General features: G+C 67.2%; 17 protein-coding genes. 7 read left to right on the forward strand and 10 right to left on the reverse strand.

Going from position 1 to position 21,525, the window contains the following annotated elements; translation table 11 throughout:
• The first annotated feature begins 1 nt into the window (after position 1).
• A complete protein-coding gene (locus DTS01S_RS14145; protein ID WP_016447092.1) occupies positions 2-1,426 on the forward strand; it encodes a sensor histidine kinase in 1,425 nt (474 codons plus the stop codon).
• Between the two features lie 37 nt (positions 1,427-1,463).
• On the opposite strand, the gene DTS01S_RS14150 is transcribed toward DTS01S_RS14145, so the two are convergent.
• The 4 genes from DTS01S_RS14150 to DTS01S_RS14165 form a co-directional block, all read right to left on the reverse strand.
• Complete coding sequence (locus DTS01S_RS14150) at positions 1,464-2,789, reverse strand: 3-deoxy-D-manno-octulosonic acid transferase (RefSeq protein WP_061287921.1); 1,326 nt, start codon at positions 2,787-2,789, stop codon at positions 1,464-1,466.
• Between the two features lie 15 nt (positions 2,790-2,804).
• Positions 2,805-4,193 (reverse strand): phosphomannomutase/phosphoglucomutase, encoded by a 1,389-nt coding sequence (locus DTS01S_RS14155; protein ID WP_061287922.1) that lies wholly within the window; start codon positions 4,191-4,193, stop codon positions 2,805-2,807.
• Between the two features lie 167 nt (positions 4,194-4,360).
• Entirely contained in the window at positions 4,361-6,247 is a 1,887-nt protein-coding gene (locus DTS01S_RS14160; RefSeq protein ID WP_061287923.1) for a propionate--CoA ligase, read from the reverse strand.
• Between the two features lie 202 nt (positions 6,248-6,449).
• The gene (locus DTS01S_RS14165; protein WP_061287924.1) at positions 6,450-7,052 is read right to left on the reverse strand and encodes an isochorismatase family protein; all 603 of its coding nucleotides are present in this window, start codon (positions 7,050-7,052) and stop codon (positions 6,450-6,452) included.
• A gap of 191 nt (positions 7,053-7,243) precedes the next feature.
• Between DTS01S_RS14165 and DTS01S_RS14170 the strand changes: the two genes are divergently transcribed.
• From DTS01S_RS14170 to DTS01S_RS14180, 3 genes are all read left to right on the forward strand, one after another.
• Positions 7,244-7,879 (forward strand): C40 family peptidase, encoded by a 636-nt coding sequence (locus DTS01S_RS14170; RefSeq protein ID WP_016447097.1) that lies wholly within the window; start codon positions 7,244-7,246, stop codon positions 7,877-7,879.
• Positions 7,880-8,046: 167 nt separating this feature from the next.
• Complete coding sequence (locus DTS01S_RS14175; protein ID WP_012205794.1) at positions 8,047-8,304, forward strand: GlsB/YeaQ/YmgE family stress response membrane protein; 258 nt, start codon at positions 8,047-8,049, stop codon at positions 8,302-8,304.
• A 75-nt stretch (positions 8,305-8,379) separates the two neighbouring features.
• Positions 8,380-9,057: a hypothetical protein gene (locus tag DTS01S_RS14180; protein ID WP_061287925.1), complete on the forward strand. Its 678-nt coding sequence runs from the start codon at positions 8,380-8,382 to the stop codon at positions 9,055-9,057.
• Between the two features lie 7 nt (positions 9,058-9,064).
• Here DTS01S_RS14180 and yghU read toward each other — a convergent pair whose 3' ends face one another.
• Entirely contained in the window at positions 9,065-9,904 is an 840-nt protein-coding gene (yghU, locus tag DTS01S_RS14185) for a glutathione-dependent disulfide-bond oxidoreductase (protein WP_016447099.1), read from the reverse strand.
• A gap of 129 nt (positions 9,905-10,033) precedes the next feature.
• On the opposite strand from yghU, the gene DTS01S_RS14190 reads away from it, so the two are divergent.
• Positions 10,034-10,525: an EVE domain-containing protein gene (locus DTS01S_RS14190; protein ID WP_017405854.1), complete on the forward strand. Its 492-nt coding sequence runs from the start codon at positions 10,034-10,036 to the stop codon at positions 10,523-10,525.
• A 180-nt stretch (positions 10,526-10,705) separates the two neighbouring features.
• On the forward strand, positions 10,706-11,731 hold the full coding sequence (locus DTS01S_RS14195; RefSeq protein WP_017405853.1) for an FUSC family protein: 1,026 nt from the start codon (positions 10,706-10,708) through the stop codon (positions 11,729-11,731).
• Here DTS01S_RS14195 and DTS01S_RS14200 read toward each other — a convergent pair whose 3' ends face one another.
• Entirely contained in the window at positions 11,732-12,970 is a 1,239-nt protein-coding gene (locus DTS01S_RS14200) for an MFS transporter (protein ID WP_016447102.1), read from the reverse strand. It lies immediately after the preceding gene.
• A gap of 343 nt (positions 12,971-13,313) precedes the next feature.
• Positions 13,314-13,931: a LysE family translocator gene (locus tag DTS01S_RS14205; RefSeq protein WP_026062506.1), complete on the reverse strand. Its 618-nt coding sequence runs from the start codon at positions 13,929-13,931 to the stop codon at positions 13,314-13,316.
• 63 nt (positions 13,932-13,994) lie between these two features.
• On the opposite strand from DTS01S_RS14205, the gene DTS01S_RS14210 reads away from it, so the two are divergent.
• A complete protein-coding gene (locus DTS01S_RS14210) occupies positions 13,995-14,924 on the forward strand; it encodes a LysR family transcriptional regulator (RefSeq protein WP_026062505.1) in 930 nt (309 codons plus the stop codon).
• Between the two features lie 91 nt (positions 14,925-15,015).
• Here the strand turns inward: DTS01S_RS14210 and lpdA are convergent, their stop codons facing one another.
• From lpdA to aceE, 3 genes are read right to left on the reverse strand one after another with little or no spacing between them, the layout of a single operon-like run.
• The gene (lpdA, locus tag DTS01S_RS14215; RefSeq protein WP_016447105.1) at positions 15,016-16,863 is read right to left on the reverse strand and encodes a dihydrolipoyl dehydrogenase; all 1,848 of its coding nucleotides are present in this window, start codon (positions 16,861-16,863) and stop codon (positions 15,016-15,018) included.
• 15 nt (positions 16,864-16,878) lie between these two features.
• A complete protein-coding gene (gene aceF / locus DTS01S_RS14220; protein ID WP_061287926.1) occupies positions 16,879-18,570 on the reverse strand; it encodes a dihydrolipoyllysine-residue acetyltransferase in 1,692 nt (563 codons plus the stop codon).
• A 19-nt stretch (positions 18,571-18,589) separates the two neighbouring features.
• A complete protein-coding gene (aceE, locus tag DTS01S_RS14225) occupies positions 18,590-21,307 on the reverse strand; it encodes a pyruvate dehydrogenase (acetyl-transferring), homodimeric type (protein ID WP_016447107.1) in 2,718 nt (905 codons plus the stop codon).
• Between the last annotated feature and the right edge of the window lie 218 nt (positions 21,308-21,525).

Below are 21,525 nucleotides of genomic sequence, written 5' to 3' on the forward strand. Positions count from 1 at the left end.
CATGACATCGCAGACCGTGCAGGGGCAACAGGCCAGCCCGAGATGGCGCCGCTGGCTGCGGCCCACACTGGGCCGGCGGATGCTGCTGGCCCAGATGGGCGTACTCACCGCGATCTGGACCGCGTTGCTGGTGGCAGCCATCTACATGGCCCACTTCCACAATGAATTGCTGGTCAGCAAGCCTGTCTACGAACTTGTCATGGCAGTGGCCGAGGACCTGGCCGACCTTCCGGACCGCCAGCAGCACAGCCTGGCCGCGCTGGACACGGCCCTGCGCCATGAATACAGCGATGGAGACGACGACATCCGCTTCACGCCCACGCTGCTGGTCTGGCAGCGCGGCCAGCTCCTGTACCGCTCGCCCACGCCGGCACCCACCCTGCGCAACCGCGTGCTGGACACGGTCGAGGACATAGATTTCGAAGGGCAGACCTGGCGCATGAGCACGCTGCGCTCGGCCTCGGGCCAGACCGAAGTCACGCTGATGCTGCCGTCCTTCAAGGAACTGCTGATCACCCTCAACACCCGCAGCTATTACCTGCTGCCGCTGCTGATCAGCCTGCCCTTCCTGGCCTTTCCGGCCTGGTGGTCGGTGCGCGCGGCGCTGCGCCCGCTGCGCCGTGTGGGCGACGAGCTGGCCACACGCGGCCCCGACGACCTCAGCGCGCTCACCTATGCGCCGCCACATGCCGAGCTGCGGCCGCTGGTGCAGGACATCAACGCCCTGCTGGCCCGCGTACGCTCCAGCAGCGAGCGCGAGCGCAACCTCATCGCCGATGCAGCCCACGAACTGCGCACGCCGCTGGCAGCCATGCACGTCAACGTCGAGGCCCTGCTGCGCCTTGGCAGCGAACCGCGCCAGCAGGAACTCATGGACAGCCTGCTGCGCAGCAACCAGCGCGCCAGCCGCATGGTGGCCCAGCTGCTGCAGCTCATGCGCAGCGAGACCGAAGCGCCCGGCATGGCCATGCAGCCGCTGCGCCTGGACCTGCTGCTGGAAGACCGGCTCGCCGCACTCGACGCCCTGGCCTGCCGCCGCCCGGTGGAACTGGCCCTGGAAGCCAGCGAGCCACTGAGCGTGATGGGCGAACGCGAAGGCCTGGTCTCGCTGATCGACAACCTCGTGGACAACGCCATCAAATACAGCCCCGCGCACGCCACCATCAGCGTGCGCCTGCAGCGCCAGGGCGACCAGGCCGTGCTCCAGGTGCGCGACCGTGGCCCGGGCATTGCCGAGGCCTGGCGCCAGCGTGTCTTCGACCGCTTCTTCCGCGTACCCGACCAGAGCCAGAGCGGCAGCGGCCTGGGCCTGGCCATCGCCAGGACCGTGACCGAGCGGCACGGCGGCAGCATCGAGCTGCTCAGTGCGGAGGATGGAGGGCTGCTGGCGAGTGTCAGCCTGCCCGTGCTGCAGGACGCCGGCTGATCCGGCCTGCGGATACCGCCAGCCGAAAACCTAGTGCTCAGCGCAACGGTTGGGACTGCACCAGCCCGGTCACCGCCTGCGCCGTGGCCTGCGCGGCCCCACGGTGCTGGTCCAGAAAGCCGCGCGCCTGGGCCACGGCATGGGCGTGGGACTGGCGGTCCCCGGCCAGGTCCACGGCCAGGCGCAGCCCGTGCTCCAGGTCGGGTGCGCGCAGCGCGGCGCCGGCCTCGCAGGCCAGGTCCGAGGCCTCGCTGAAGTTGAAGGTGTGCGGCCCCAGCACCACGGGGCAGTCGCAGGCCAGGGCCTCGATGAGGTTCTGGCCGCCCAGCGGCGCAAAGCTGCCGCCCATGAGCGTGGCGTCGGCCAGGCCGTAGTACAGGGCCATCTCGCCCAGCGAATCACCCAGCCAGATGTCGATGTCATCCGCCGCAGCTCCGCAGGGCGGGCCACCCACCCACTGGCTGCGGCGCGAGACATGCAGGCCGCCGCCAGCCAGCAGCGCCGCCACTTCGTCAAAGCGCTGCGGATGGCGCGGCACGACCAGCCATTGCACGGCCCGGCCTGCCGGCCCCAGCGTGCGCAGGGCGGACAGCAGCATGGCCTCCTCGCCCTCCCGGCTGCTGGCCAGCAGCACCACAGGGCGGGACAGGCCGGACTTCCATTGCCGGGCGCGCTCCAGCAGCGCCGCGTCCGGACGCGCATCGAATTTCAGGTTGCCGAGCACGCCGCGCACGGGCGCACCCAGCAGGCGCAGGCGCTGCGCATCGTCCTCGGTCTGCGCCCAGGCGGCGGCCAGGGCGGCATAGGTGGGCCGCGCCAGCGGCGCCACGCGCAGTGCCTGGCCCAGCGATTTGTCGCTGAGCCGCGCATTGGCCAGCGCCAGCGGCACGCCCTCTTCGCGGCAGATGGCGACCAGGTTGGGCCAGACCTCGGTTTCCATGAGCACGCCGACTGCGGGCCTGAACTGCTGCACGAAGCGGCGCACGGCCGCCGGCGTATCCCAGGGCTGCCAGACCTGCAGGTCGCCGGACTGCAGCAGCCGGCGGCCTTCTGTGCGGCCTGTGGCCGTGCCATGGGTCAGCAGCAGGCGCATGCCGGGCAGGCGCTCGCGCAGCGCGGTCAGCAAGATGGCGGCAGCGCGCGTCTCACCCAGCGATACGGCATGAATCCAGATCCACAGGCCGCGTCCGTCCTGCCCCAGCGTGGCCGGCTGGTAGCGGCCAAAGCGCTCGGGAATGTGCTCGGCATAGACGGGCTCGGCCTCGGCGCGGCGCAGCAGCTTGCGTCGCAGCAGCGGCTGCGCCGCCCAGGTCACGGCGCTGTACAGCGCGCGCGCCCAGGACGTGGGAGAGCGGGAAGTCATCGCCTGGCGCGCAAATCAGTGCGCGGCACCGCCAACCTGCGCGCCGGGCTTGACGCGCTCCAGCAGCGCCAGCATCTGCGTCTCGATGCGCGACAGCGCCTCCTGGGTCTGGCCCTCGAAGCGCAGCACCAGCACGGGCGTGGTGTTGCTGGCGCGGATCAGGCCGAAGCCGTCGGCCCAGTCCACGCGCAGGCCGTCGATGGTGCTGACCTGGGCCGGTGCGGCAAAGGTCTCGGCGGCCAGGGCCTGCAGTTCGGCGGCCAGGCGATGGGGCTCGCCCTCGGCGCAGGCCACATTCAGTTCAGGGGTGGAAAAGCTGGTGGGCAGCGCGTTGAGCAAGGCACTGGGGTCGGCCTCGCGGCTGACGATCTCCAGCAGGCGGCAGCCCGCGTAGGTGCCGTCATCGAAGCCATACCAGCGCTCCTTGAAGAAGATGTGGCCGCTCATCTCGCCGCCCAGCGGCGCGTCCAGCTCCTTCATGCGGGCCTTGACCAGGGAGTGCCCGGTCTTGAACATCACGGGCTCGCCCCCGGCCTCGCGGATGGCGGGCGCCAGGCGCTGCGTGCATTTGACGTCGTAGACGATGCTGCCGCCCGGCACGCGCGAGAGCACGTCCTTGGCGAACAGCATCATCTGGCGGTCGGGGAAGATGTTCTGGCCTTCCTTGGTGACGATGCCCAGGCGGTCGCCGTCACCGTCGAAGGCCAGGCCCAGTTCGGCGTCCGAGGTGCGCAGCGCCTCGATCACGTCGCGCAGGTTCTCGGGCTTGCTGGGATCGGGATGGTGGTTGGGGAATTCACCGTCCACTTCGGAGAACAGTTCGATCACCTCGCAGCCCAGGGCGCGGAAGATGCCGGGCGCCGAGGCCCCGGCCACGCCGTTGCCGCAGTCCACCACGATCTTGATGGGGCGCGCCAGCTTCACATCACCCACGATGCGCGCCTGGTAGTCGGCCTGCACATCGGCGCGGCGCACGCTGCCGGTGCCCGTGATTGTCCAGTCATCGCTTTCGACGCGGCGGCGCAGCGCCTGGATTTCCTCGCCGTAGATGGCGCGGCCGGCCAGCACCATCTTGAAACCGTTGTAGTCCTTGGGATTGTGGCTGCCCGTGACCTGGATGCCCGAGCGCGCCAGCGTGCTGGCTGCGTAGTACAGCATGGGCGTGGTGGCCAGGCCGATGTCGATCACCTCGATGCCGACCTCGGTCAGCCCGGCGATCAGCGCCGCGGACAGCGAGGGTCCCGACAGGCGGCCATCGCGTCCCACGGCCACCACGGTCTCGCCGGCCGCCAGGGCCGCCATGCCGAAGGCGCGGCCCACGCCGAGCGCCACCTCCTCGTTGAGCGTGGACGGCACGATGCCGCGGATGTCATAGGCTTTGAAGATGGAAGATGCGACCTGCACGTCGAAAACGCTTTCTCGTCGGTTGAAAACAGGGCGCCGCAGCCTGGGGACCTGGCCCGGCTGCGGCCCAAGGCGCGATTGTAGGCGCGGCAGGCTTGTAGGCGCGGCAGGCAGGGGCGCCGCCGCACATCACCCCGGCTGCAAGCGGTTGTGGCGCGTGCCCTGCCTCACAGCTGCTGCTGCACCTGGGCCAGCGCAGCCGGATCTTCCATGGTGCTGAGGTCGCCCGGGTCGCGCCCCTCGGCCACGGCCTGCATGGCACGGCGCAGCAGCTTGCCGCTGCGCGTCTTGGGCAACGCACTGACGAAGACCACGCGCGAGGGCCGGGCCACGGCGCCCAGCCGCGCATCGACCAGCTTCATCACATCGGCCTGCAGAGCCGCGCGCTCGGCCTCGCCCTCCAGCGCCGTCCGGGGCACGGCAAAGGCCAGCGCCACCTGGCCCTTGAGCGTATCGGCCACGCCGACCACGGCGACTTCGGCCACCTGGGGGTGGGCGGAGATGCATTCCTCGATCTCGCGCGTGCCAAGGCGGTGGCCGGCCACGTTGATCACGTCGTCCGTGCGGCCCAGGATGAAGAAGTAGCCGTCCTCGTCGCGAATGCCCCAATCGAAGGTGCTGTAGACCATGCGGCCCGGAATGCTCTTCCAGTAGGTGTTGACGAAGCGCTGATCGTCACGCCAGACGGTCTGCATGCAGCCCGGCGGCAGCGGTCCCTCGATGGCCAGCACGCCCTTTTGCCCGGCGCCGAGCAGCTCCTCGCCCGTGGCCTCGTCGATCAGTTTCACGTCATAGCCATAGACGGCCTTGCCGGGACTGCCGAAGCGCGTGGTCTGCTGCTCCACGCCGTTGCACAGCGTGAGGATGGGCCAGCCGGTCTCGGTCTGCCAGTAGTTGTCGATGATGGGCTTGCCCAGGGCCTGGCTGATCCACTGCGCCGTGGGCTCGTCCAGCGGCTCGCCGGCCAGCCACAGCGCCTTGAGGCTGGAGATATCGTGGCGGTGCAGGTACTCGGCATCGTGCTTCTTGAGCACGCGGATGGCCGTGGGCGCCGAGAACATGTGGGTGACCCGGTACTTCTCCACGATGCTCCACCAGATGCCCGCGTCGGGGCGTATGGGCAGGCCCTCGTAGAGCACGGTGGCCATGCCCGCGATCAGGGGCCCATAGATGATGTAGCTGTGCCCCACGACCCAGCCGATGTCGCTGGTGCAGAAAAAGGTCTGGCCCGCCTCGGCCCCGAAGATCAGCGGCATGCTGGCGGCCAGCGCCACCGTGTAGCCGCCCGTGTCGCGCTGCACGCCCTTGGGGCGCCCCGTGGTGCCGCTGGTGTAGAGCGTGTAGCTGGGGTCGGTGGATTCCACCCAGGTGCAGGCGACCTGGGCGTCGGCGTGCAGCGCACGCAGGCTGGTCCAGTCGTGGTCGCGGCCGGCGCGCATGGGCGCAGGCGCCAGGCCACGGTCCACGATGAGCACGGCCGCTGGCTTGTGGCTGGCCAGTTGCAGGGCCTCGTCCAGCAAAGGCTTGTAGGCCACGACGCGCCCGCCGCGCGAGCCCGCGTCGGCACTGATGATGACCTTGGGCTCGGCATCGTCGATGCGCGAGGCCAGCGCCGCCGACGCAAAGCCGCCGAACACCACCGAATGGATGGCACCCAGCCGCGCACAGGCCAGCATGGCAAAGGCCGCCTCGGCAATCATGGGCATGTAGATCTGGACGCGGTCGCCCTTTTGCACGCCCAGCGACTGCAGCGCGGCGGCCATGCGCTGCACCTCGGCATGCAGTTCGCGGTAGGTATAGACCTTCTCGGTGCCGGTCTCGGTGGAGATGGCGATCAGCGCATTCTGGTCGGCGCGCTCGGCCAGGTGCCGGTCCACGGCGTTGTGGCAAAGATTGGTCTGGCCGCCCACGAACCACCTGGCGAACGGCGGGTTGTCATAGTCGCAGATGCGCTGGGGCGGCACATGCCAGTCGATGCGGCCGGCCTGCTCGGCCCAGAAGGCATCGCGCTCCTGGATGGAGCGGCGGTGGAAATCGTCGAAACGCGGGGCCATTGTCTGTCTCCTGTCGTTGTCATGGATTGGCGGCTTCTGAATTCATAATTATTCATAATGCGCTTGCCCAAAGCTGACAAATCCTGCACAGCGACCCGGGCCGGCCCCCTCCGTCCCATTCGTCTTTCATGGCCCCGCCTTGCGACGGGCGTAAAAAAAGGCGCCGTGCAGGCGCCTCGACGAAAACCATCGCTTCAGTGGCTTACTTGACCAGGGCCAGCAGATCTTTGAAGGCCGGGTGCTCGCAGCTGCGCAGCCACTCGAAGGCCACCATCTCCGTGGTCACCAGTTCGGCACCCGCGCCGGCCAGGCGATCGAAGGCAGCATCGCGGTTGCGCTCGGTGCGCGAGCTGCAGGCATCGGTGACGACCCAGACGTCGAACTCGTCCTCCAGCAGTTCCAGCGCCGTCTGCAGCAGGCAGACATGGGCTTCGCAGCCGGCAATCACCACCATGCTGCGCTCGGGCGCCTGCTGCTGGGGCTTTTGCAGGTGCTTGGGCAGGCTGCGCGCATTGCCGCCCTGGGGACGTGCAGGCGGACGCAGCCACTCGCCCAGTCCTTCGGACACGGCGCTGAAATGCATCTTGGACAGTGTCCTGTCGCACAGCGCGCGCAGTCGGGCATCGTTGGCACCCAGGCGCGAGGGGTTCTGTTCGGTGCCGAACACCGGCACTTCCACCAGATGCGCCAGACGAGCCAGTTTCACGGCATTGGCCAGGACTGCCGGGCCCTCGAAGATGGCCGGCATCAGGCGCTCCTGGTAATCGACGAGTACAAGCTGGGAGTCGGAGGCTTCAAGCAGCATGGCGGATCTTTCTTGGAATACGAGGCGGCGCGGGCCGCCCTTCTTATCGGAAAACAGGACAGCCCGCTATTGTCGCAGCTTGGGGGCCATCACCGCCGGGCGCCGGCGATTCCTGAGGTGGCTCAAAAACCCGGGCCTTCGGGGGTCTTATCGAATTTGTCCTACGTTTTTGCGTGGTAATCTCGCGCCCCATGTCCCGATGGCTTATCGCACTCCTGTTCGTCAGCGCCACTGCACACGCGGCTCCGCCCGAGCTGCGTGACGACGATATGAACCAGCTGCTGGTCAACCGCAGCCTCATCTCGCAGCTGCGCGAAGCCCGCCACCACATGGCGGAGCGCACTTCCGACTTCGTCAAGGAAGCACGACAGAGCGTCGCCGAAAAGACCTCCGACCTGGTCGTGACCGCCATGGGCTTCATCGGCGTTCCCTACCGTCGCGGCGGCAACAGTGCCGAGACCGGCTTCGACTGCAGCGGCTTTGTCCGTGCCATCTACTCCGAGACCCTGGGCAAGGTCCTGCCGCGTCGCGCTGACCAGCAGGCACAGGCCACGGAAAAAATCGACAAGAACGAACTCAAGCCCGGCGATCTGGTGTTCTTCAACACCATGCGCCGCGCCTTCAGCCACGTCGGCATCTATGTCGGCGACGGCAACTTCATTCATGCCCCTCGCACCGGTGCACAGGTGCGCGTGGAAAGCATGCAAAGCGCCTACTGGGCCCGCCGATTCGATGGCGCCCGTCGCGTGCAGGACTCCGACGGCCTGGGCCTGGACGCCAGCAAGGCTGCCTTGGCCATGCAGATGCAGGCAAGCCAGCTGCAGTAACCACGGCGGGCTGTCTGCCCTCCCCCAGTCCTGGCGCCTGCAGATGCAGGCGTTTTGTTTTTCAGCGCACTGCACTGCCTTCGTCCCAGGTTGAGACGCTGTCCGACAGGGCCGGCATGCGCCGGGCCCTAGAGTCGCGGCATGGAAGCTTCAGTTCGGAGAAAAGCATGATGTCCTTGATTGGCACCCTCATCGTTGGCCTGGTCGTTGGCCTGCTGGCGCGCGCACTCAAACCCGGCGACGACAGCCTTGGCTGGATCATGACCATCCTGCTTGGTGTGGCAGGATCGTTTCTTGCCAGCTATGTCGGTGTCGCCATGGGCTGGTATGAAGCCGGGCAGCCCGCTGGCTGGATCGCCTCCATCGTTGGCGCCATCGTCATCCTCTTCATCTACAGCCTGGTGCGCAGCAAGAGCGCACGCTGACCGCACCGGCGCCAGCCGCCTCCTCCGGCTGGCGCATTCTCCTGATCGACATCTGCCCCGGACCCACTGGCACGCATGATCTTTCGCACATCGGACAAGACCCCTCCCCCTCCACCACCGCGCCACGATGTGGCGCAGGCCGCAGAGAGCGCGCGCAAGCTGCTGCACCGGCGTGCGCTGGTGGGAGCCGCAGCCAGCAGCCTGCCCATCCCGGGGCTGGACTGGCTGGTTGACGCAGCCCTGCTGGCGCGCCTGCTGCCGCGCATCAACCGTGAGTTCGGCCTCACGCCCGAACAGCTGGACAGGCTGGACCCCGGCAAGCGCGAGCAGGTGCAAAAGGCCGTGGCCATGGTCGGCTCGGTACTGATCGGCAAGCTGATCACGCGCGACATGGTGGTGCGCCTGGCACGCGCTGCCGGCATGCGCATGACGGCAACCCAAGCGGCAAAGTACGTGCCGCTCGCCGGCCAGGCTGCAGCGGCCGCCCTGGGCTACGCCACGCTGCGCTACCTGGGAGAGCGCCACATCCAGGACTGCATTCGCGTGGTCGAGCAGGCGGAGCTCGACATTCCCTCGCATCTGCCCACGCAGCTGGAACGCACGGCCCGCAAGGTCGAGCAGGCCGGCAAGCAATTGCATGAGCACGGCAAAGGCAAAGGCGAGGGCGAGGGCGAGCCCGGGGCCGAGCCATCCGGCAAGCGCCCACGCTTTTGGCGCCAGCCGGACCGCGGCCCCTGGGGCCGCTCCCAGTAAATGGCGATCAGCCCAGGTCCGAGGCGCGGTGGCGCTCCGGCACCTGGGTAGCCTCGTCTCCCCAGGTGCGATTGACGCGGCGGCCGCGCACCACCGCCGGCCGTTGGGCAATCTCGCGGGCCCAGCGCATCACATGCGTGTACTCATGGGCCGCCAGGAACTCGGCCGCGCCGTACACCTCGTTGAGCACCAGTGCGCCATACCAGGGCCAGATGGCGATGTCGGCAATGCTGTAGTGCTCTCCCGCAATGAAGGCGTGCTCGGCCAGCTGGCGATTGAGCACGTCCAGCTGGCGCTTGGTTTCCATGGTGAACCGGTTGATCGGGTACTCGAATTTTTCGGGAGCATAGGCATAGAAATGACCGAAGCCGCCGCCCAGGTAAGGCGCCGATCCCATCTGCCAGAACAGCCAGTTCAGCGTCTCGGTGCGTGCAGCGGGCTCGGCAGGCAGCAGCGCGCCAAACTTCTCGGCCAGGTACAGCAGGATGGAGCCCGACTCGAACACGCGCACCGGCGGCTCCACGCTGCGGTCCACCAGCGCGGGAATCTTGGAATTGGGGTTGACCTCGACAAAGCCGCTGGAGAACTGGTCGCCATCGCTGATGCGGATCAGCCAGGCGTCGTACTCGGCGCCGCCATGGCCCAGCGCCAGCAGCTCCTCCAGCATGATGGTGACCTTCACGCCGTTGGGCGTGGCCAGCGAATACAGCTGCAGAGGCTGCTGCCCCACCGGCAGTGTCTTGTCGTGGGTCGGCCCGGCGACCGGGCGGTTGATGTTGGCGAAGGTGCCGCCCGAGGGCGCAGGCTGCCATACGGCGGGCGGGACATAGGTGGAGCGGTCGGACATGCAGGATTCCTGTGGTTCGCGGGCATGGGAAAGGCGCCCGGCTGAAGGCCATTGTCCAGCCCCTGACACACTCCTGCCGCCGCGCGCAGAACGCCGCCACGGCGTCCGGGGATTTGCCACAATCGTTGCATGACTGCAGCCCCCACACCCTCCGCCCGCCAGTTCTGGCTCATGAAGAACGAGCCCGACGAATACTCCATAGACCATGCGCTGGCCGCGCGGCAGGCCACCATTGCCTGGGACGGGGTGCGCAACTACCAGGCGCGCAACTTCATGCGTGATGCCATGCAGGTCGGCGACGGGGTGCTGTACTGGCATTCCAGCTGTGCCGAGCCCGGTATCTACGGCATCGCCCGCATTGCCGGCAATCTGCGCACCGACGCCTCGCAGTTCGACCCGGCCAGCCCGTACTACGACCCCAAGTCTTCTCCCGACAAGCCGCGCTGGCTCACGCTGGACGTGCAGGCGCTGCGCAAGACACGCACGCTGCAGATTGCCGAGCTGCGCGCGCATCCTGAACTGGCGCAGATGCGTGTGCTGCAAAAGGGCAATCGGCTGTCGATCACGCCGGTCACGCCCGAGGAATGGAGCTTCATCGAAGGCCTGCTCAGGCACGGCTGAACACGCCTCGCACGGGCTGCTTTCTTACAAGCAAGAAGCCTCTTTCCTGCACTCCTGCCCTGCATCGGCCGCTATGCTTTTGGGCATTTGCGAACCTGGATTTCGCAAGCTGGAGGGACCATCTTCGTGCGCTGGCGAAAATCAAAAGCAAAAACAACCACTGGACCACTCAAGAGCGGCATGGCCGCGGCGCCAGGCCGCCTGCGGCTGGCGCTGCGCGATGCCATCGCCGCCTCGCTGGGCGCCATGCTGGCCTGGGAACTGTCCCACTACCTGCTGGGCCACCCCAGACCCGTCTTTGCCGCCGTCACCGCCCTGGTCTGCCTGGCGCCCGGCCTGCCCAGCCATCTCAAGCAAACCTGGGGCCTGGTGCTGGGCTGCGCCATCGGCATCATCGTCGGCGAACTGGCCTGGCTGCTGCCCGATACCATTCCCCTGCTGCGGCTGAGCCTGGCCTCGTTGGTCGCGCTGTCGCTGGCCGCCATGCTGGGGCAGCCGCCTGTGGTTCCGATACAGGCCGGCGTTTCCGTGGTGCTGGTCCTCAGCATGGGGCCCAGCGCGGCGGGCGAAACCCGGCTGGTCGACGTGCTGGTCGGCGCAGGCGTGGGCCTGATGTTCAGCCAGGTCATCTTCACGGCCAATCCGCTGCGTGCCGTATCACGTTCGGCAAGCGCGTTGCTGGGCCAGCTGGCCGACGGGCTGGACGCCACGCTGCGTGCCACCGCCACCCACGACACACCCGACGCCACCGTGGCACTGGGCCAGCTCACGCGCAGCAGCGATGCGCTGAGCGCGCTGCGCACCGCCATGGCGGAGGCGCAAAGCGCCAGCCGCTGGTCCGTGCGCGGACGCCTGGGTGGCGCGGCACTGCAGACCGTCACGGCGCGCTACGACCGCCATGCCGTGCGCCTGTACGCCAGCGCGCTGCTGCTGGGCGAAAGCCTGGTGCGCGGAATGTCGCATGACAGCGGCCTCATGCCGCGCGCCATCGTCCTGCACTGTGAATGGCTGATCGAAGCCTGCCGGCAACTGGCCGCCAATGGCAACGTGGTGGCCCTGCAGCCCGACGACGCCCTGGGCAGGTTGGCCGCCTCGGCCCCCCAGGCGCCCACCCAGCCGCTGCCTGAGGCCTGGCTGCCCGCGCTGGACCACGCACGACAGATGGAAGAGGCCCTGAAGGCGCTCACAGGTTCGCGCGACGCGTGATCAGGCGGCAGCGCGTTCGCGCTGCCTTGCAGGCGCCGCGCTGATGCGGGCAATGGCGCCGGCCAGCCACCAGCCGATGGCGCACATGGCCGCCGTCACCACCCAGGTCCACTGCCATCCGCCCGCCTGCACTGCCACGGCCGCGACCAGAGGCGGCCCTGCAAACTGGCCCACGCTGGACCATTGCTGCATGAAGCCCACCGTGGTCGAAACAGTGGACTCATCGGGGGCAAGCCGCACGGCCATGGAAAACAGCGTGCCCGGAATCAGTCCCCCCGCTGCCGAGAACACAACTACCGCAGCAAATCGCAGCCACAAAGGTGCCAACGGCTGGCCTTGCCATTGCACATAGGCCAGCAGCGCGCACAACGCCATGCAGCCGAAGCCCAGGCGCAGCGCCCGCGAGGCGCTCCAGCCGCCTTGCAGCAGACGGCCCGATGCCACATTGCCCACCATGTTGGCCAGCGCCACCACGGCCGTCAGCGTGCCCGACAACGCCGCTCCCAGGCCCGCCTCGGCATAGACCGTGGGAAGAAAGCCGATGACGGCCATCCACTGTCCCGAATACACGGCAAAGCCCAGCGCCACGCACCAGGGGCCAGGGCTGCGCAAAGTCAGCGCCAGGCGCGGACGCCACCCCCCGCCAGCCGCCGACGTGCCAACGGGTGCCTTCGGGCCGTCTGCCGGCACGCCGTACCACACGGCGGCGCAAGCCAGGGCAGAGACCAGCCCCAGAAGCAGCCACCACAGCGGCCAGGAAGCCCAGGCCATCACCCAGGGACCCAGCAGCAAGCCGATGGCACTGCCCAGCGGCATGTAGGTGCCCCACCAGCCCATGCGCGCGCTCAGATCGTGCGGCGCCACGCAGCGGCGAATCAGGCCTGGCCCCGGCATGGCGACCAGCAGAAAGCCCAGTCCTTCCACGGCGCGCAGGGCCAGCAACGGTGCAAAACCCGTGGCGATGGCGCCCAGTGCGCTGGCACCCGCCATCAACAGCAGGCCCGCCAGCATGCTGCGCCGCAGTCCCCAGCGGTCAGCCCCCAGGCCCACCACCAGGCCCAGCAGCATGCCGGCCACCTGCACGGTGGAAAGCAGAAAGCCGGCCTGCAGCAGGGACACGCCCAGCTGCTGCTGCAGCACCGGCACGGCCGGCGGCAGCTTGCCTACATGCAGGGCCGCGCTGACGCCGGCCATCACGACGATCCATGAGGGATGCACCCCCTGCCTTGTTGTTTCCATTGGATGCGGTTTCCTGGGGGCCCATGCCGTGCGCCCTGTGGGTGATGTGTGAAGTATCGAAAGCATAGGCCAAGCGGCGCCCGCAAGCAGCGCCCCTGGCATCTGCCCACCAACCGGCTTGCGGCAGCGGGCATCGGCAGCGCATTCGACATAGCCCATGGCACTGGAACGCCCAGGTGAGGCGCTCCAGCTGCGCGGCCAGGCATTTCCGCTGCCCCAAAAACAGCTTGGCCTGCGAGGCACCCCATGGCACCTCGCAGGCCTTGCATGCCGGGCAGAGGCCGCATGCGCTGCGGCCTTTCGCCCGTCCTCCCCCACCGATTCCTGTCAGGCCTTCATGGCATCACAGCCTCAGCTTGGCACTGGCCAGCAACACACCGAAGCCCACCAACATGCCGCCAAAGGCCCGGTCTATCCAGTGCCGTACGGCCAGCAGCCGGGCACGAACCCGCTGCGCGGAAAAGCACAGCGCCACGATGCAAAACCAACCCACATGGGCCAGCGAGATGAACCCGCCGTACGCCAGTTGCGTGGCCAGCGATGTGTCCTGCCCCACGATCTGCAGGAACAGGCTCACCACAAACACCGTGGTCTTGGGATTGAGCGCATTCGTCAGAAAGCCCGTGCGCAGCGCCGCCATGTCGGACAGTACGGCAGCCGGCTGGCTGGCCATTTCTCCGTCCGGCCGGCTGCGCAGCATGGTCACGCCCAGATAGATCAGATAGGCTGCACCCAGCAGCTTGACCACATCGAACAGCCAGGTGGACTGCTGCATCAGCAACCCCACACCAAGCAAGGTATAGCCGACATGGACCAGCACGCCCAGGCCTATGCCCAGCGCCGTGAGCATGCCCGCGCGGCGCGAGCGCAGCAGGCTGTTGCGCGTGACCATGGCGAAATCCGCCCCGGGGCTGATCACGGCCAGCAAGGTAATGGTGACTACAGCTATCCATTCGGTCATGCATTCTCCGTTCGACTCAGTGCAACGCGGGATAGTATTGGCCTTCCATGAAAATACATAACGATGTTTTCTGACACAGTTAGTGAACTCAATTCACAGACTCCCAGCAAGCGGCTGCCGTCGTTGCAGGCCCTGCGCTGCTTCGAAGCAGCCGCCCGACGGGAGAACTTCAGCAAGGCGGCTGAAGAGTTGCATCTGACCCACGGCGCCATCAGCCGGGCCGTGCGCCTGCTGGAAGACGATCTGGGCGTGACCCTGTTTGACCGCCGCAGCCGCCGCGTCTTCCTGACCGACGCTGGGCGCCATCTCGCACAGGCCGTGCATGAAGGCCTGGAGCGCATGCGCCAGGCGACGCAGGAGTTGCGCGCACGCGCGCGGCATGCGCGCCGCTGGGTGCTGTCCTGCGAACCCACCTTGCTGATGCGCTGGCTGATTCCGCGCTGGCCACAGTTCCAGCAAATGCATCCCGAGCTGCAACTGCACCTGGTGGCCGGCGGTGGCCCGTTCTCGTTTGCGGACGGGATCGACCTGGCCATACGGCGCGACGATTTCGCCCTTCCCGCAGGCTGCCATGCCGAAACGCTGTTCGCAGAGCGCATAGGCCCGGTCTGCCGGCCCGATCGCCTGGCGCAATGGTGCGACCGCCACGCGCAAGAGCACACGCCCAGGCTGCGCGCCGATGCGCCCTTGCTGCAAAGCCGCACGCGCCCTGGCGCCTGGGCCACCTGGGCCGAGTACAGCGGCCAGCCCCAGCCCTCGGGACCGCAGCTGCAGTTCGAACATTTCTATTTCACGCTCCAGGCTGCCGTGGCCGGAATGGGCGTGGCCATAGGCCCCTGGCAACTGGTGCGCGACGACATTGCCAGCGGCGTGCTGGCGGCGCCCATGGGCTTTGTGGAGGATGGATCGCGCTATTGCCTGCTGTCCCCTGCCCCGCCTGCACCGAATGGCGTGCACGCGCAGTTACTGCAGTGGCTGCGCTCCCAGGCCTGAGCCGGCCTGCGAACCGTACTACCCCCCAAAGCACAAAGGCAGCCGAAGCTGCCTTTGTGTCCTTGCCCGTTCCGAAGGCCGGGCGTTGCGCTTACTTGCGCTGCGGCGGCAGGTCCGTGCAGGAGCCGTGCGCCACCTCGGCCGCCATGCCCAGGCTCTCGCCCAGCGTGGGGTGAGGATGGATGGTCTTGCCGATGTCCACGGCGTCGGCACCCATTTCAATGGCCAGCGCGATCTCGCCGATCATGTCGCCCGCATGCGTGCCGACGATGCCACCGCCCAGGATGCGGCCATGGCCATGCGCCTCGGGGCTGTCGTCGAACAGCAGCTTGGTGACGCCTTCGTCGCGGCCATTGGCAATGGCGCGGCCCGATGCCGTCCAGGGGAAGACCCCCTTCTTGACCTTGATGCCCTGGGCCTTGGCCTGGTCCTCGGTCAGGCCCACCCACGCCACTTCCGGGTCGGTGTAGGCCACGCTGGGGATCACGCGGGCATTGAAGGCGCTGGCGGCCAGCTCCTTGTTGCCCTGCAGTTCACCGGCGATGACTTCGGCGGCCACATGGGCCTCGTGCACGGCCTTGTGCGCCAGCATGGGCTGGCCCACCACGTCGCCGATGGCGAAGATGTGGGGCACGTTGGTGCGCATCTGGATGTCGACTTCGATGAAACCGCGGTCCGTGACGGCCACGCCGGCCTTCTCGGCGGCGATCTTCTTGCCGTTGGGCGTGCGGCCCACGGCCTGCAGCACCAGGTCGTAGACCTGAGGCTCGGGCACGGTGATGCCGTCCTTGGCGGGCGCGAAGCTGACCTTGATGCCTTCGGGCGTGGCTTCGGCACCCACGGTCTTGGTGTTGACCATGATGTTGTCGAAGCGCGGCGCGTTCATCTTCTGCCAGACCTTGACCAGGTCGCGGTCGGCGCCCTGCATGAGGCCGTCCATCATCTCCACCACGTCCAGGCGTGCGCCCAGCGTGGAGTAGACGGTGCCCATTTCCAGGCCGATGATGCCGCCACCCAGGATCAGCATGCGTTTGGGCACGCTGGCCAGGTCCAGCGCGCCGGTGGAGTCCACCACACGCGGGTCCTTGGGCATGAAGGGCAGGTGCACGGCCTGGCTGCCGGCGGCAATGATGGCGCGCTTGAACTGCACGATCTTCTTGCTGCCGGTCTTTTCCTGGCCGTCGCCCGTGGTCTCTTCCACCTCAAGGTGATTGGCACCGACGAAGTTGCCGTAGCCGCGCACCACGGTGACCTTGCGCATCTTGGCCATCTGGCCCAGGCCGCCGGTCAGCTTGCCGATGACCTTGTCCTTGTGTCCGCGCAACTGGTCGATGTTGACCTCGGGCGCGCCGAACTTGACGCCTGCCACTTCCAGGTGCTTGACCTCGTCCACGACGGCCGCCACGTGCAGCAGCGCCTTCGAGGGAATGCAGCCCACGTTCAGGCAGACGCCGCCGAGGGTCTTGTAGCGCTCGACGATGACCACGTTCAGGCCCAGGTCGGCTGCGCGGAAGGCGGCAGAGTAGCCGCCAGGGCCACCGCCGAGCACGACCACGTCGCAGTCATAGTCGGCCGCGCCACCAGCGTAGCTGGCTGCCGCAGGAGCGGGGACCGGGGCCGCTGGAGCCGGCACGGCAGGTGCCGCGGCGCTGGCGGCTGCAGGAGCCGCAGCGGCAGCCTGGGGCGCAGTGGCCGCCTCGCCGGCAGCCTCCAGCGTCAGGACCACGGAGCCCTCGGCGACCTTGTCGCCGAGCTGCACCTTGAGTTCCTTGACCACGCCGGCATGGCTGGAAGGAATCTCCATGGAGGCCTTGTCGGACTCCACGGTGATCAGAGACTGATCCTTGGCGACGGTGTCACCGGGCTGGACCAGCAGTTCGATCACGCCCACTTCGGCGAAGTCGCCGATGTCGGGCACCTTGATGTCGATGATTGCCATGTGTCGGGCCTCCGTTTACAGCAGGATGCGGCGGTAGTCCGCCAGCACCTGACCCAGGTAGGCGTTGAAGCGCGCGGCCGAGGCACCGTCGATGACGCGGTGGTCATAGGACAGCGACAGCGGCAGCGTCAGGCGCGGCACGAACTGCTTGCCGTCCCACACGGGCTTCATCTGGCCCTTGGACAGGCCGAGGATGGCCACTTCCGGGGCGTTGATGATGGGGGTGAAGTTCGTGCCGCCGATGCCGCCCAGCGACGAGATCGAGAAGCAGCCGCCCTGCATGTCGGCAGCGCCGAGCTTGCCGTCGCGGGCCTTCTTGGCCAGCTCGCCCATTTCCTGGCTGATCTGCAGGATGCCCTTCTTGTCGGCATCGCGCAGCACGGGCACCACCAGGCCATTGGGCGTGTCTGCCGCGAAGCCGATGTGGAAGTACTGCTTGTAGACCAGGGTGTCGCCGTCCAGCGAGGCGTTGAACTCCGGGAACTTCTTGAGCGCCGCGACCACCGCCTTGATCACGAAGGCCAGCATGGTCACCTTGACGCCGCTCTTCTCGTTCTCCTTGTTGGTGGAGACGCGGAAAGCTTCCAGGTCGGTGATGTCGGCCTCGTCGTTGTTGGTGACGTGGGGGATCATGACCCAGTTGCGCGACAGGTTGGCGCCGCTGATCTTCTTGATGCGCGACAGGTCCTTGCGCTCGACCGGGCCGAACTTGGCGAAGTCCACCTTGGGCCAGGGCAGCAGGTCCAGGCCGGCGCCGCCGCCGGAGCCGCCCTTGGGAGCCGCCGCAGCCTGGGCCTTGGTCTGCACGGCACCGGCCATGACGGACTTGGTGAAAGCCTGGATGTCGTCGGCCGTGATGCGGCCCTTGTTGCCCGAGCCCTTGACCTCGTCCAGCGGCACACCCAGTTCGCGGGCGAACTTGCGCACGGAGGGCGATGCATGGGGCAGCTTGCCGGTGGGCGCCACGGTGGGGTTGTGTGCAGGTGCAGCGGCAGGAGCCGATGCTGCAGCGGCAGCCACCGGAGCTGCAGCGGCCGGGGCAGCAGTTGCCGGTGCAGGGGCTGCAGCAGCAGGTGCCGGGGCCGCAGCCTGGGCTGCAGGCGCGGCAGCGCCCTGCACGCTCATCTGGCCGACCACGTCGCCCACATTGACCGTGTCGCCGATCTTGAGCGTCAGCGCCGTGATGGTGCCCGCTGCGGGCGAGGGGATCTCCATCGAGGCCTTGTCGGATTCGACAGTGAACAGCGATTGCTCTGCCGTCACGGTGTCGCCGACCTTGACCAGCATCTCGATCACGGCCACGTCCTTGAAGTCGCCGATGTCGGGAATCTTGATATCGATCTGCGTGGCGGCGCCCGAGGCCGCAGGCGCGGCAGCGGGAGCAGCGGCCGGCGCAGATGCAGGCGCAGCAGATGCAGGCGCAGCCACGGGAGCCGGGGCAGCAGCTGCCGGTGCCGGTGCCGCAGCGTCTGCGGTCTCGATCACGGCAATGATGCTGCCTTGCCTGACCTTGTCGCCCAGGTTCACGCGCAGCTCCTTGAGCACGCCGGCGTGGCTGGACGGAATCTCCATCGATGCCTTGTCGGACTCGACGGTGATCAGCGATTGCTCGGCCTTGATCTGGTCGCCGGCCTTGACCAGCACTTCGATCACACCGACTTCATCGAAATCGCCGATGTCCGGAACTTGAATGTCTACCAATGCCATAGGTGTCTCCCGTTCTTACTCAGGCGTGCAGCGGGTTGATCTTGTCGGCCTTGATGCCGTACTTGGCGATCGCCTCGGCCACGGTGGTGGCGTTGATCTTGCCTTCTTCGGCCAGCGCGCGCAGTGCGGCGACCACGATGTAGTGGCGGTCCACCTCGAAGTGCTCGCGCAGCTTGCGGCGGAAGTCCGAACGGCCGAAGCCGTCGGTGCCCAGCACCTTGTAGGTGCGGCCCTTGGGCATGTAGGGGCGGATCTGCTCGGCGTAGGCCTTCATGTAGTCGGTGGATGCGATCACCGGACCATTGTGCGACTGCAGCTGCTGCGTGACGAATGGCACCTTCTGCGTTTCCAGCGGATGCAGCAGGTTCCAGCGGTCGGCTTCCTGGCCGTCGCGGGTGAGTTCGTTGAAGCTGGGGCAGCTCCACACGTCGGCGGCAATGCCCCAGTCGGCCAGCAGCAGTTCCTGGGCGAAGAAGGATTCGCGCAGGATGGTGCCCGATCCCAGCAGCTGCACGCGCAGGCCGCTTTCCGGCACCTTCTGGCCGGGCTTGCACAGGTACATGCCCTTGATGATCTGCTGCTCGGTGCCGGGCGTGAGGCCGGGCATGGCGTAGTTCTCGTTGAGCAGCGTGATGTAGTAGAAGACGTTTTCCTGCTCCTGCACCATGCGGCGCAGGCCGTCCTGCATGATCACGGCGACTTCGTGGGCGAAGGTCGGGTCGTAGCTCACGCAGTTGGGAATGGTGTTGGCCAGGATGTGGCTGTGGCCGTCTTCGTGCTGCAGGCCTTCGCCGTTCAGCGTGGTGCGGCCCGAGGTGCCGCCCAGCAGGAAGCCGCGCGCCTGCATGTCGCCGGCCGCCCAGGCCAGGTCACCGATGCGCTGGAAGCCGAACATCGAGTAGTACACGTAGAACGGGATCATGATCCGGTTGCTCGTGCTGTAGCTCGTGGCTGCCGCGATCCAGCTGCTCATGCCGCCGGCTTCGTTGATGCCTTCCTGCAGGATCTGGCCGGCCTTGTCCTCGCGGTAGTACATCACCTGGTCCTTGTCGACCGGGGTGTACTGCTGTCCAGCGGGGTTGTAGATGCCGATCTGGCGGAACAGGCCTTCCATGCCGAAGGTACGTGCCTCGTCCACCAGGATGGGCACGACGCGCGGGCCGATTTCCTTGTCGCGCAGCAGCTGCGTCAGGAATCGCACATAGGCCTGCGTGGTCGAGATCTCACGGCCTTCGGGCGTGGCTTCGAGGATGGCCTTGAAGGTGTCCAGCGCAGGCGCCGTGAACTGCTCGCTGGCCTTGACGCGGCGGTGCGGCAGGTAGCCGCCCAGGGCCTTGCGGCGCTCGTGCAGGTAGCGCATTTCCGGCGTGTCGTCAGCCGGCTTGTAGAAAGGCAGGTCGGCGATCTGGCTGTCGGGAATCGGGATGTTGAAGCGGTCGCGGAAGGCCTTGATGTCCTCGTCGCCCAGCTTCTTGGTCTGGTGAACGGTGTTCTTGCCTTCACCGATCTTGCCCATGCCGAAGCCCTTGACGGTCTTGACCAGCAGCACGGTGGGCTGGCCCTTGTGCGAGTTGGCCGCATGGAAGGCCGCATAGACCTTCTGCGAATCGTGGCCGCCGCGGCGCAGGTTCCAGATCTCGTCGTCGCTCATGTGCTCGACCATCTTCAGCGCGCGCGGATCGCGGCCGAAGAAGTTCTTGCGCACGTAGGCGCCGTCATTGGCCTTGAACGACTGGTAGTCACCGTCGTTGCACTCGGCCATGATCTTCTTGAGCACGCCGTCCTTGTCCTTGGCCAGCAGCTCGTCCCAGCCCTTGCCCCACAGCAGCTTGATGACGTTCCAGCCGGAGCCGCGGAACTCGCCCTCGAGTTCCTGGATGATCTTGCCGTTGCCGCGCACCGGACCGTCCAGGCGCTGCAGGTTGCAGTTGATCACGAAGATCAGGTTGTCCAGCTTTTCGCGGGCGGCCAGGGAGATCGCGCCCAGCGACTCGACCTCGTCCATTTCCCCGTCGCCGCAGAAGACCCAGACCTTGCGGTTTTCGGTGTCGGCAATGCCGCGGGCGTGCAGGTACTTGAGGAAGCGCGCCTGGTAGATGGCCATCAGCGGGCCCAGGCCCATGGACACCGTGGGGAACTGCCAGAACTCGGGCATCAGCTTGGGGTGCGGGTAGCTGGACAGGCCCTTGCCGTCCACTTCCTGGCGGAAGTTCAGCAGCTGCTCTTCGGAGATGCGGCCTTCCAGATAGGCGCGGGCATAGATGCCGGGCGAGACGTGGCCCTGGATGTACAGGCAGTCGCCACCGTGGTTTTCGTTTTCGGCGTGCCAGAAGTGGTTGAAGCCGGCCGCAAACATGTTGGCCAGCGAAGCGAAGGAGCCGATGTGGCCACCCAGGTCACCGCCTTCGGGTGGGTGCAGGCGGTTGGCCTTGACCACCATGGCCATGGCGTTCCAGCGCATGTAGGCGCGCAGGCGGCCTTCGATTTCCAGGTTGCCGGGACAGCGCGCTTCCTGCGAGGCCTCGATGGTGTTCACGTAGCCGGTGTTGGCCGAGAAGGGCATGTCCACGCTGTTCTGGCGTGCATGTTCGAGCAGGTCCTCGATCAGCTTGTGCGCATATTCGGCGCCTTCACGGTCGATGACGGCCGACAGTGCGTCCATCCATTCGCGCGATTCTTGTTGGTCCAGGCCGGCGGGAACGCCTGCATTGCCTTGCGGGTCAGTCTGAGCTGTCATGGGAATGTCTCCTTGCAGAAGGTAGCGTCTTGGGGTCGAACCAGTGAGCGGCGCAGCGCGCCATCGCAGGCGGGTAGTTCACCACGCCTTGCGCGGCACAGACCCTGTCTGGCGAACTTGAAGATACCGATTCACTGCCTCAATGCTCGGCGAGTGTCGCATACTTTTTTCGAATTTCAAATGGTGCTTTTTGATTTCATAATTTGAAATTTTGCTGC

Origin of the sequence: Delftia tsuruhatensis NBRC 16741, from assembly GCF_001571325.1 — a bacterium.
GTDB lineage: Bacteria > Pseudomonadota > Gammaproteobacteria > Burkholderiales > Burkholderiaceae_C > Comamonas > Comamonas tsuruhatensis.